Origin of the sequence: Lysinibacillus sp. FSL M8-0337 (assembly GCF_038593855.1) — a bacterium.
Lineage (GTDB): Bacteria > Bacillota > Bacilli > Bacillales_A > Planococcaceae > Lysinibacillus > Lysinibacillus sphaericus_D.
In genome coordinates this window covers 3,604,987-3,616,969 of the sequence record NZ_CP151996.1, presented here as the reverse complement: position 1 = coordinate 3,616,969, position 11,983 = coordinate 3,604,987, and the positions used below count along the sequence as shown (strand labels likewise).

At 37.9% G+C, this 11,983-nt stretch carries 17 protein-coding genes; all 17 read left to right on the top strand.

What is annotated here, in order from left to right:
- Positions 1-5 precede the first annotated feature (5 nt).
- The 17 genes from MKY08_RS17690 to MKY08_RS17610 all read left to right on the top strand — a co-directional run bounded on the left by MKY08_RS17690 (position 6) and on the right by MKY08_RS17610 (position 11,893).
- The gene (locus MKY08_RS17690; protein WP_069509269.1) at positions 6-197 is read left to right on the top strand and encodes a hypothetical protein; all 192 of its coding nucleotides are present in this window, start codon (positions 6-8) and stop codon (positions 195-197) included.
- The gene (locus tag MKY08_RS17685) at positions 194-856 is read left to right on the top strand and encodes a hypothetical protein (protein WP_069509267.1); all 663 of its coding nucleotides are present in this window, start codon (positions 194-196) and stop codon (positions 854-856) included. Before MKY08_RS17690 ends, MKY08_RS17685 begins: the two co-directional genes overlap by 4 nt.
- A complete protein-coding gene (locus MKY08_RS17680; protein ID WP_256093123.1) occupies positions 856-984 on the top strand; it encodes a hypothetical protein in 129 nt (42 codons plus the stop codon). The genes MKY08_RS17685 and MKY08_RS17680 overlap by 1 nt, the downstream gene beginning before the upstream one ends.
- A 6-nt stretch (positions 985-990) precedes the next feature.
- The gene (locus tag MKY08_RS17675) at positions 991-1,764 is read left to right on the top strand and encodes a hypothetical protein (RefSeq protein WP_069509265.1); all 774 of its coding nucleotides are present in this window, start codon (positions 991-993) and stop codon (positions 1,762-1,764) included.
- A 63-nt stretch (positions 1,765-1,827) separates the two neighbouring features.
- Positions 1,828-3,129 carry an AAA family ATPase gene (locus tag MKY08_RS17670; protein ID WP_069509263.1) on the top strand — a complete coding sequence of 434 codons (1,302 nt, stop codon included), beginning with the start codon at positions 1,828-1,830 and terminating at the stop codon, positions 3,127-3,129.
- On the top strand, positions 3,129-4,247 hold the full coding sequence (locus tag MKY08_RS17665) for an ATP-binding protein (protein ID WP_069509260.1): 1,119 nt from the start codon (positions 3,129-3,131) through the stop codon (positions 4,245-4,247). The genes MKY08_RS17670 and MKY08_RS17665 overlap by 1 nt, the downstream gene beginning before the upstream one ends.
- A gap of 27 nt (positions 4,248-4,274) precedes the next feature.
- Positions 4,275-4,859 carry a hypothetical protein gene (locus MKY08_RS17660; RefSeq protein ID WP_069509257.1) on the top strand — a complete coding sequence of 195 codons (585 nt, stop codon included), beginning with the start codon at positions 4,275-4,277 and terminating at the stop codon, positions 4,857-4,859.
- A gap of 13 nt (positions 4,860-4,872) precedes the next feature.
- Complete coding sequence (locus tag MKY08_RS17655) at positions 4,873-6,453, top strand: DEAD/DEAH box helicase (protein ID WP_069509254.1); 1,581 nt, start codon at positions 4,873-4,875, stop codon at positions 6,451-6,453.
- Between the two features lie 19 nt (positions 6,454-6,472).
- Positions 6,473-6,970: a hypothetical protein gene (locus MKY08_RS17650; RefSeq protein ID WP_069509251.1), complete on the top strand. Its 498-nt coding sequence runs from the start codon at positions 6,473-6,475 to the stop codon at positions 6,968-6,970.
- A gap of 30 nt (positions 6,971-7,000) precedes the next feature.
- Positions 7,001-7,306 carry a hypothetical protein gene (locus MKY08_RS17645; RefSeq protein ID WP_069509249.1) on the top strand — a complete coding sequence of 102 codons (306 nt, stop codon included), beginning with the start codon at positions 7,001-7,003 and terminating at the stop codon, positions 7,304-7,306.
- Between the two features lie 20 nt (positions 7,307-7,326).
- Positions 7,327-7,623 (top strand): hypothetical protein, encoded by a 297-nt coding sequence (locus MKY08_RS17640; RefSeq protein ID WP_069509246.1) that lies wholly within the window; start codon positions 7,327-7,329, stop codon positions 7,621-7,623.
- A gap of 43 nt (positions 7,624-7,666) precedes the next feature.
- Positions 7,667-7,900 carry a hypothetical protein gene (locus tag MKY08_RS17635; protein WP_069509242.1) on the top strand — a complete coding sequence of 78 codons (234 nt, stop codon included), beginning with the start codon at positions 7,667-7,669 and terminating at the stop codon, positions 7,898-7,900.
- A gap of 97 nt (positions 7,901-7,997) precedes the next feature.
- Positions 7,998-10,244, top strand: a complete 2,247-nt coding sequence (locus MKY08_RS17630) for an AAA family ATPase (protein ID WP_256093122.1) — start codon at positions 7,998-8,000, stop codon at positions 10,242-10,244.
- A 301-nt stretch (positions 10,245-10,545) separates the two neighbouring features.
- A complete protein-coding gene (locus MKY08_RS17625) occupies positions 10,546-10,776 on the top strand; it encodes a hypothetical protein (protein WP_069509237.1) in 231 nt (76 codons plus the stop codon).
- Positions 10,766-11,161 (top strand): RusA family crossover junction endodeoxyribonuclease, encoded by a 396-nt coding sequence (locus MKY08_RS17620; protein ID WP_069509234.1) that lies wholly within the window; start codon positions 10,766-10,768, stop codon positions 11,159-11,161. Before MKY08_RS17625 ends, MKY08_RS17620 begins: the two co-directional genes overlap by 11 nt.
- Entirely contained in the window at positions 11,161-11,382 is a 222-nt protein-coding gene (locus tag MKY08_RS17615; protein WP_069509232.1) for a hypothetical protein, read from the top strand. Before MKY08_RS17620 ends, MKY08_RS17615 begins: the two co-directional genes overlap by 1 nt.
- 4 nt (positions 11,383-11,386) lie before the next feature.
- On the top strand, positions 11,387-11,893 hold the full coding sequence (locus MKY08_RS17610; RefSeq protein ID WP_069509229.1) for a hypothetical protein: 507 nt from the start codon (positions 11,387-11,389) through the stop codon (positions 11,891-11,893).
- Positions 11,894-11,983 lie beyond the last annotated feature (90 nt).

The following is an 11,983-nucleotide window of genomic DNA, read 5'->3' as shown; positions in this document are numbered from 1 at the left end:
AGACCATGCGTATAGGCTACACACACGCTGATGTATACGACCGCGAATCAGATTACTGGCAAGACATTGAGGATGCAGAGAATGCCCAAATCGAGGCACAAAAAAACTTGTCAAAGGCTGCAACCGATGACAAGCAGATACAAAAAATAAATCAAAATCAAATCACTGGTATTGTACCACAGGAGGATGCGAAATGACAAAGACGAAAAATGAGCGTATCACAACATTAGAAAACGAAGTAGCTGAATTAAAGCTAATCGTTCATGAATTACGTGGTAAGAAATCGATTAAGCCTTCCACAACTAATACTGTGGAGGACAAACCACTAACACCAAATCAACAACGTGCTGAGATTATTGAGAAGGCGAAGAAGTTTGTTAAGGAAAATTTGGCGAATGGAAGAACTAGTAATCGCACTGCGGAAAAAGGTAATAGCACATATCGTGATAATTATTATGAAGTAGATTTCTTTGTAAAAGAAGGGAAAGTAACAGCTGTTGTGTATTGGTTGGTATCTAACGAAAAAAGAATTGCAGAACCATCTAATGTTGGTCGTGCAAAATGTTCACCAAATGACGTATTCAACGAACACATTGGTAAAGCCATTGCACTAGGACGAGCGCTAGGTCTTGATGTTAGTGAGTTTGAACAGGCGGTGCAACCGACAATAGCTGTTGGTCAAATAGTTCACTCAGGAATGACTATATATGAAGTATTAACGTTAGAAAATATCTTCGGCAACGTCAAATACAAAGATGATAACGGATATTGGCAAGATGCCGAAGGTGGTTATTTACCAACAGAAACATGGTACACAATCATCAACGACACTAACGCTAAATACGAGGTATTTTAATGAACGACAGCATGTTAGAGGTACTAGGTGATTACTTTGTTGAACATAATCTAGCCAATAAAGGTTGGGAGTTTCATGAATTTATTCGTGAATGGCAGTTGGGAACAATCGTGATGACGAAGGGGTGAATATATGTGGGCCATAAACATTGGACGCCCAGGGAAATCAACTATGTAGCTGAAAAAGCATTGCTTGATTCTACTAACGCAGTGGTCAATATAAAACAGATGTCCAAGTATTTAAAGCGTAGTACAGGAGCAATTAATAATCAAATTACCAAATTAAGAAAAGCAGGAAAATTACCTCAAATTGAACGTGATAAAGCAATCGATACTTCTTATAGACCATATACCGAGGATGAAATTAAAAGAGTTAAGTACATGTTCCAAAAAGATAGCACTGTTAAGGAAATAGCTAATGCTCTTGATCGAACTGAATCGGCAATACAAAGTTTGATATTTAATTTAAGAAAAAAGGGGGTTATTGAATCACGCAAAAAAGAAGTATGGCAGCAGCATGAAGAAATCTATGTATTAAATAATATTAAATTTGATGAACATGGTTTTACGACTAATACAGAAGAAATGGCCAATTTTCTAGAAAAATCAGTTCAATCCGTTTCGAGGAAGATTACTAAATTACGGCAAAATGGTGCGATAACAATTCATGCAGATCGAACAAAGACAAGTGTAAAAGCTAAAAAAGCTCATGAACAATTTAATAATAAAAGGTTCGCTGGATACGAAAGGAAGGTGCCTGTAGTGGTTAATACGCCGAGTAAGGTTGAAGTTGTACAAGTTGTCCTAACTGTAACAGTCGGTGCTAAAGGTGAAGAAATACAACAATATTGGACATTTGATGGAAAATTACTTGCTGAAAATAAAAGGCCCACCGAGGGCAATCAGTGAGCCAAGAAATATACCACGAGACTAGTATAACACGGTTTCGTGAAAAAGGAGGAGAAAAAGGAAATGTCTATTAAAATTAATAAACTTGAAATAGAAAATGTAAAGCGAGTTAAGGCAGTAAAGATTGAGCCGACAGCAAATGGTTTAACTATCGTAGGTGGCAAAAACAATCAAGGAAAGACAAGTGTATTAGATGCTATTGCATGGGGATTAGGAGGTAATAAATACAAACCATCACAAGCTACACGTGAGGGATCAGTTATTCCTCCACACTTAAGTATTGTCCTTTCAAATGGATTAATTGTAGAACGTAAAGGGAAAAATTCTGATTTAAAAATAATTGATCCAAACGGAAAAAAAGGAGGTCAACAGCTATTAGATAGTTTTGTAGAGGAATTAGCTATTAATCTACCTAAATTTATGAACTCAACTAATAAAGAGAAAGCCAATATTCTATTACAAATTATTGGTGTTGGCACTCAATTATACGGGTTGGAAAAACAGGAGAACGAGCTATATAACCAACGTAGAGCAATAGGTCAGATTGCTGATCAAAAAACAAAATATGCGAAAGAACAACCATATTTTCCTGATGTGCCTAAAGAGTTGATATCTATTTCAGACTTAATTCAGCAACAGCAGTCAATTCTTGCAAGCAATGGCGAGAATCAACGTAAACGCGAACAACTAGCATTTATCGAACAAAAGCATATTCAACAGCAACAAGAAGTGGAACGCTTAAAACAACAACTATCTATTGCAGAAAATGCTCTATTGCAAACATCACAAGATTTAGAGATTGCAAAAAAATCTGCACTTGATTTACTGGATGAATCAACAGCTGAATTAGAAACAAATATTCAACAAATTGAGGATATTAACCGTAAAGTACGAGCTAATCTTGATAAAGAGAAAGCTGAATCGGACGCTCATGAATATCACAATCAATACAACCAATTAACGGTAAAGATTGAAGAGGTTCGTAATCAAAAATCGGCTTTATTACAAAGCGCTAATTTACCATTAGTAGGGTTATCTGTGCAAGATGGTGAGCTCATTTATAACGGTCAAAAATGGGACAACATGAGTGGCGCTGATCAATTAAAAGTATCTACAGCTATTGTACGAAAATTGAAACCTAACTGCGGTTTTATCCTACTAGACAAATTGGAACAGATGGATTTGGATTCACTGCACGAATTTGGCAAATGGCTAGAACAAGAAGGTTTACAGGCTATTGCTACTCGAGTAAGTACAGGTGAAGAGTGTTCAATCATTATTGAAGATGGTTATGTGGCAGGTCAGGATACTGTGCCAACAGTAGAACAAATTCAACACAAGACATGGAAAGCAGGTGAATTTTAATGGAAGTAATTAGTGGGAAAATCGCAAAAGCCAAAAAGGTCGTGTTGTATGGTCCAGAGGGTATCGGCAAATCTTCATTAGCAGCACAATTCCCTTCTCCTATTTTCATAGATACAGAAGGCTCCACTACTGAATTAATAGTAGATCGTCTGAAAAAGCCGTCTAGTTGGACTGAATTAAATCAACAAGTTGAGTGGGTAAAAGGACAAGCTGGACGTTTCAAAACGCTAGTTATTGATACTGTTGACTGGGCAGAGAGATTAACTATTGATTTTGTTACTAGCAGATCAAACAAACAAAGTATCACCAATTTTGGGTATGGTGAAGGCTTTATTCAACTTGAAGAGGAATTTGGTAAGTTTTTAAATAGATTATCTGATTTAGTTGAAATGGGGATTAATGTTGTTCTAACAGCTCATGCAAAAATAACTAAATTTGAGCAGCCTGACGAAATGGGTGCTTACGATCGTTATGAACTGAAACTAGGTAATAAAACGACTGCTAAAACAGCTGCATTGACTAAAGAGTGGGCTGATATGGTGTTATTCATTAATTACAAAACATTCAGTGTTGCAACAGATGACAAGGGCAAAAAGCATAAAGGTCAAGGTGGAGTTCGTACAGTTTACGCAACACATCATCCAGCGTGGGATGCTAAAAACCGACAAGGTTTACCCGATGAGTTTCCATTAGATTATGCAAATATTGCTCATATTTTTGGCCCAACGCAACAACCGGTACAAGTAACAGAAACGTGGTCAAGCCGTCCACTGGAACATCAAGAGCCAGTTCAAGCTCAACAGGCACCACAAGCTGCACCAATTGAGCAACCAATAGCACAACAAACACCAGAGCCGTCACAAACAGTGCCGAATGTTCCTAATCCACCAGTATTACCATTAAGTCCTGGAATACCACAAACATTAAGAGATTTAATGCTGCAGAATAACGTAACTGAACAAGAAATACAGGTTGTGGTGGGCCAAAAAGGTTACTACCCACAAGATACACCAATTACAAACTATGATCCTAGCTTTGTTGAAGGTGTATTAGTAGGGGCATGGCAACAAGTCTATGGAATGGTTGTTGAGTTTAGAGAAAGCTTACCGTTTGCATAAAAATAATATAAATTGGAGGAATTTTAAATGAATCAAGAAAGAGAATTAGGATGGGACGATGAGATTGAAAAGGATGGTAGTGATTTTATATTACTACCTGAAGGAGATTACGATTTCACTGTAGCAAAATTTGAACGTGGACGATTCCAAGGTAGTGCAAAAATGCCAGCTTGTAATCAAGCTAAGTTAGAGTTAACAGTTCATTCACCAGAACATGGCAATGTAGTAATCTTCCATAACTTATTGTTGCATACCAAAACAGAAGGCTTACTATCTAACTTTTTTGCAGGGATTGGCCAAAAGAAAAAAGGCGAAAAATTACGTATGAATTGGAATGCGGTAATTGGTGCTAGAGGAAGATTAAAGTTAGAAATTAATAAATTTATAAAGAATGATGGATCAGAAGGAACAAATAACCAGGTGAAAAAATTCTACTCTTATGAAGAAATTCAAGGACAACAACAGCAACAACCGAATTATCAACAGCCTGTACAACAACCACAATATCAACAACCAACATATCAGCAGCCAACACAGCAACAACATCAGCCACCATTCCCAACATCTAATCCACCACAGGGTGGGGGCGGATTCACACCAGGGCAGTTTTAGGAGGTAAGTAATTATGGAACTTAGAGACTACCAACAAGAAGCCCGTGAGTGTATTCAGAATGAATGGGAAAACGGTGTTAAAAAAACATTATTAGTGTTACCTACTGGGTGTGGGAAGACAATTGTATTTTCAAAAGTTATCGAAGATCGAGTAAAAAAGGGCGAGCGTGTTCTCGTCCTTGCCCATAGGGGGGAATTACTTGAACAGGCTGCAGACAAATTGGAGAAATCAACAGGGTTGAAAACTGCTACCGAAAAAGCTGAACAAACTTCAATAGGTAGTTGGTTTAGAGTAGTTGTTGGAAGTGTTCAAACCATGATGCGACAAAGCCGATTAGAACGGTTTCCGATAGACTTTTTTGACACAATTATTATAGATGAAGCACACCATTGTATCTCAGATAGTTACCAACGTGTGCTGCAGTATTTTGAACAAGCTTATGTATTAGGTGTAACAGCCACTCCTGACCGAGGAGATATGAAGAATCTAGGCTCCTATTTTGAAAGTCTTGCTTATGAATATACATTGCCTAAAGCAATAAAAAGTGGCTACCTCAGCCCAATTAAAGCCTTAACTATTCCTTTGAAACTAGACTTATCATCTGTAGGTCAACAAGCAGGAGATTTTAAATCAAGTGATTTAGGGAGCGCTCTTGATCCATATCTTGATTCTATTGCTGAAGAAATGTGTAAAGTAGCAAAAGATCGAAAGATAGTAGTTTTTCTACCTTTAGTTAAAACAAGTCAAAAATTTACTGAAATATTAAATCGAAAAGGATTCCGAGCTGCAGAAGTTAATGGAGATTCAAAAGACCGCGCTGAAATTTTGGAAGATTTCGATAATGATAAATACAACGTGCTTTGTAACTCTATGCTTCTTACAGAAGGTTGGGATTGTCCTTCAGTAGATTGTGTTGTAGTTCTTAGACCGACAAAAGTTCGTAGTTTATACAGTCAGATGGTAGGGCGTGGTACCCGACTTCATCCTGGTAAAACCGAATTACTATTACTAGATTTTTTGTGGCATACAGAACGACATGAATTGTGCCATCCTGCACATCTTATAGCTTCTAATGATGAAATTGCTCAAGCTATGACAAAGCAAATTGAAGAGGCTGGCATTCCACTAGATATAGAGGCAGTTGAAAAACAAGCTACTGAAGATGTCGTTGCTCAACGCGAGGAAGCTCTAGCTAAACAACTTGCAGAAATGAAGAAACGTAAACGCTCACTTGTTGATCCAGTGCAATTTGAAATGAGCATTCAAGCAGAAGATTTAGCCAATTATGTGCCTGCATTTGGGTGGGAAATGGGACCTGCAAGTGACAAACAAATAAAGAAACTCGAAAAGCTTGGCATATTCCCTGACCAAATCGAGAACGCTGGAAAAGCAACAAAGCTCCTTGAACGATTGGACAAGCGTCGTGAAGAGGGATTAACAACACCTAAGCAAATTCGATTCTTAGAAGGACGTGGCTTTGAGCATGTTGGCACATGGCCATTTGAAGACGCTAAAAAGCTAATTGATCGTATTGCTGCTAATGGATGGAGGATTCCTGAAGGCGTTATTCCAAGCACCTATCGTGGGGAATAGTTTAGTGGAGGTGTTATAGATGCAAGGACGCTGTATACAAGCTCCAGATAAATCAAACCTTGTGGAAGGTGAAATATACTATTTGTTTCCACATGGGGGATTAGCTTATAACGTAAGCAGATTTCCGCATCCAGGTGCTCATTTTGGTACCTATCAAAAAAGTCGTTTTGAAATCATAGTAGAAGAGGATGTAATGGTGCAAGAACTAAAAAGACCAGATAAGTTGCCAGTATTGAAATCAGGAAAGGTATACGAGGCAGAACTGATTTGGAAAAGTAAAGGCGCTTATGCTCCATTAGGTAAGTATTACATCACATCTACTGAAGGTTGTTATGCAAACGAGCAAGATTGCTATTTTTACGATGATTCAAAGCTCCAAAAGGTAAGAGGAAGGTATCCCATTCAATGGTTTACAAACTTAAAAGAGTTTGGCACAGAAAATATAAAGGAATTACCTCGAGAGAGTTGGAAACAGATGGACTTATTCAACATCGATATTAGTTCAGAATTAGTTTAATAAACGGTTTATTTAGAGAGGAGAAAGATAATGCCAGAACAAATTAAATTAGGCGAATTACAGCCAGGGAAAATGTTCAAAAGAGGTGATACTTACGGATTTAAAAGTGAGTACCGTAACGAAAAAGGAATTTGCGAATGTTACATCATTGGTTCAGGGGAAATGTTTTGGGGAGGTACTGGTAATCCGAACAATTTAAAAGTAGAGCCTATTGATTTTAATGAACTCATGAAGGATATTGAGATGCTAAACAAAATCAAAAATGAAGCAGATGAATTATACGCTGAAGAAATTGATCTATCAGATTTCGGTGAACGTGTTTCAAATATTATCTAGTAATTAGGGGGAATAATTAAATGAGAAAAGTAATTTTTGACGTAACACCAGACACTATTCAAAAGGTAACTGAACAGATTACCGAAAACAATCCAGATAGCATTGCAGTTTTAGCACCTCCTTCTGGGAATATTTCGGTACATGCACCAAGTAAAACAGGTAAACACAAAGGGTATCATCGTATCAAACTAGAGGTATGGATTCCAGAGGATGCGATTAAAGGAGAAGATGCATTCCGTGATTTTGGAGTGGTAACTTTACTACGTTTGCCTAAATCAAGAGTGCAGCCGCATTTAATTCGTGGTGAGGATGAATGATCATTGGAAAAGATATTGTTCAGGTGAAAGGGGTTAAAAACTAATGAAAAAAACAATCCAAGTGTTATATGGACAAGCGAAAGCATTGAATGCGGGGCAAGCGCATTTTAAAGCAAATCACATATTTGGGGATGAAGGAGCCAATGCAGTTATTTCTGTGTATATAGGAGAAAGACCTTCTAATGAAGTTTTAGATGATTTAGTTGAGTGGGCGGAAGATAATAAAAACCAAGAATTATTAGATAAAATTCAAAATTTAGCTGAATTAACTAGCTGAACAATTTGAAGAAAATGTACATTTAAAAACACTCAGCATTACAGGTGGTGAGCCAATGATGAGTAATAATTCTGTTCAAAACTAAGAAACAAGGTAGGTGAGACCCTTGGAAAATAAAATGGATTTAATCCCATTACTAAAATACATCGATCCATCCAGTCTAGACTATCAGGAATGGCTAAATATCGGTATGGCTCTTAAACACGAGGGCTATACGGCAAGTGATTGGGATACTTGGAGCACGCGAGATGGGGCACGTTATCGACCAGGCGAATGCTTCAAAAAATGGACTACGTTCGAAGGTAGTGGGATAACAGGGGCAACTATCACACAGATGGCAAAAGATGGTGGTTGGCTACCTAAATCGTCTAATGATTTAGATGCTCACGAGCTGGATTGGAACGACGAAATTAGTGTAGACGATTATAAAATTATCGATAAAAACTGGATTGAAGGTCGAGAGATTCATGAACCTGTAGTATGGAATCCGGTTCGTGAGATTACTCGCTATTTGGAAACACTCTTTCAATCTACTGAAAATGTTGGCTATGTAACTGAAACATATCAATTAATGGATGAAAAAACAGGTGATACGATTTATAAACCTACTTCAGGGGCGTACGATCGTACAGCTGGACAATTAATTGAATTACTAAATAAATGTGATGGGGATATCGGCTCAATCATCGGGGACTACAAAGAAGAGGCTGGTGCATGGATTCGTTTCAATCCTTTGGACGGAAAAGGTGTAAAAAACGATAACGTCTCTGATTTCCGTTATGCATTAGTTGAATCGGACAACATGGAGATTGAAAAGCAAAACGCTATTATGCGTGAATTAGAATTACCCATTGCTATTATGGTCCACAGTGGGAAACGAAGTATCCATGCAATTGTTCGAGTTGATGCTCCTAACTATGAAGAATATCGCAAACGCGTTGATTACCTGTATAACGTCTGTAAGAAAAACGGATTAAACATCGATAACCAAAATCGAAATCCATCACGGTTAAGTAGGTTGCCAGGGATTGTCCGGAACGGCAAAAAGCAATTTATAATCGATACCAATATTGGTAAGGCCGACTGGGATGAATGGCATGAATGGATTGAGGATTTAAACGATGACCTTCCTGAAATAGAAAGCTTAGAAGATGTATTTGATAATCTTCCGGATTTAGCACCTCCATTAATAGACGGAGTGCTTAGACAAGGTCACAAAATGTTAATTGCTGGACCATCGAAAGCTGGTAAATCTTTTGCGCTAATCGGGTTATCAATAGCGATTGCGGAAGGTTCTAAATGGTTAGGTTGGCCGTGCACCCAAGGGAAAGTATTATATGTCAACTTAGAATTAGATAGAGCAAGTGCATTACATCGATTTAAAGACGTATATCAAGCATTAAGATTACCTGCAAAAAACTTTAACAATATTGATATTTGGAATTTACGAGGCAAGACAGTACCAATGGACAAGCTTGCTCCAAAGTTGATTCGTAGAGCTCAAAAAAAGGGCTACATTGCTGTCATCATTGACCCGATTTACAAGGTGTTAACAGGGGATGAAAACAGCGCTGACCAGATGGCTCACTTTACCAATCAATTCGATAAAATTGCTACTGAATTAGGTAGTAGCGTTATTTACTGTCACCATCACTCAAAAGGTGGACAAGGTAACAAAAAGTCAATGGATCGTGCTTCGGGTTCAGGAGTATTCGCACGTGATCCAGATGCCTTAATTGACTTAGTAGAGTTAGATTTAACAGATGAACTTATTAAACAACAAGAAGCTAAGGTAACTGCTGACATATATACAAATGCTATTAAACAGACTAATTTCAACTATTACGATGAACATATAGGTCCAGATGATGAGCAAAGCTTATCTCAAATGTACAATCATGCTAAACGTGCATTAACTTCAGAAGTTGCTGCTCAAGCTGAGGTTGAGATTGCGAATGCTATGAAGATTATCTCAATGCGTTCAGCTTGGCGTGTAGAAGGAACGTTGCGTGAATATCCAAAGTTTGAAGCCGTTAATATGTGGTTCCAGTATCCGGTACACAGAGTTGATGAAACGGGGATACTTAAGGACATTAAGCTAGATGATGGAAACACACCAACATGGAAAAAGAATTTCGATAAAGGTAATAAGAAATCACCTCAGCAAGCAAAACAAGAACGTATCGAAGCACTTGAATCTGCTTACGAAGCATGTGGGATTGATGAAAAAATTACAGTTAGTGCTTTAGCTGAATACATGGGCATCTCAGAAAAAACAGTAAGAAATCGTATTAAAGAGCATGGCGGTTTTTGGGTAGCTGAAGGAGATGTAGGTAGAAAATGACGAGGGAAATTCTCGAACGGAAACAGTTTCCTTCACAAAGGAAAAACTCGAAGGGAAACGTTTCTCTGTAAGGGAAATTATCGACAGTTTCCCTACTTTCCTTGTGAGGGAAAAACTCGATAATTTTCGAAAATTTCCGAGGGAAGGGAAAGTGCTATATATATAAATATATAAAAATGGGTTTCCCTCCCGTAGGTCGTAGAGAAAAAAAGTGGTGGGCTTAAGCACAGCCCGCCACACCATTTTTCTCATCCTACGACAATGCAAAATTTTTAAAAATAAAAAAAGGGGACGGAATAAAATGGCGTACAAAAAGAGAAGCAAAAATTTAGAGGTAGCTAGAAATTTACCTCCCTCATATCACACATTACCAGGAGAGGTGTTTGATATTAGAAATAGTGAGGTTATTAATTGGCTGATTAAACAGCCAGAGATTTTGAATTACCTTTGGAACAATATTAAAAATTCAGATGATGTTGAGTACAATCCTGCAACCGGTGTATGGACAGGGGTTGAATATAATGTTGACTGAATTTTTCATGCCAATGATTCCACCGACAACAACCCATCAGCAAAAACAGGTAATGGTTCGTGACGGTAAACCTGTATTCTATGAGCCAGCGGAGTTAAAAGCAGCACGTGCTAAGTTAATGGCTTATTTAGGGCAGCATGTTCCGAAAAATAAATACGACAAATCTATTAGGCTAATGGCGAAATGGTGTTTCCCGATAACCGGCAAGCATCAGGACGGTGAATACAAATACACAAGACCTGATACAGATAACTTACAAAAGTTGCTTAAGGATTGCATGACTGACGTGGGCTACTGGAAAGATGATGCTTTAGTAGTTTCAGAGATTGTTGAAAAGTTCTGGGCAAGGATCCCTGGTATTTATATTCGAATCGAGGAGATTTGATGGACTATAAAGCTTTTTATGAAGAAATTGCCAATTGGATCATGCAAGTAAATCAGGTAGCTGTGCAGCATGGAATGGATAGCACTGAATTTTGGAATTGGGTTTCTGGGTCCATGGGCGAAATAGCGAACAAGTACAATAACAATAAATTAGTGCAGAAACAAATGGTTATGCTTTTTTCGTGGCTAGAAGATGTGTACGCAGAAACGAAAAGAAAGTGATGTGATGAACATGAAACAAGCTAAATTAATCGAAGAGGTAACGCAAATTGCAACGTTGAAGGCTATTGAAGTGTTCAATGCCCAGAAAGAAGAAGAACTGCAACGCGAAAAGGATAAGCGCCTTTACAATACAAAGCTGCTGTTGAAGCATTACCACACCTTCCGAAAATACGTCGAAGATGTGAAGGAGGATGCAGAGCCAGAAACACCAATTCAAAAATTGATTTTGAATGAAAAAGATATCGTTGAATCTGTAAGAGCAACAACAGAGCGCACAGTGGAAATGGTGAAGCACTTGGATAGAGCTATGGATGCACTAGCCTATATTTGTGAACGTGAAGAAACTAAACACTATGAAATTTTGCATAAGAGATTTGTAGAAGGTTTACAAATACCAATAATTGCAGATGAGTACGAAATAAATAATCGTACGGTGTATAAGTTGATAGATACAGCAGCAGAAAGACTTGCGACTCTTTTATTTGGGGTGTACGGACTAAAAATTGAGTAAGGGCAATTTAAGGACATTCCCAAGGGCAATACGACCGTGTTAATATGCTAGTATCGACAATTTATTAAAAGCACTGATCTCCCCTTGATC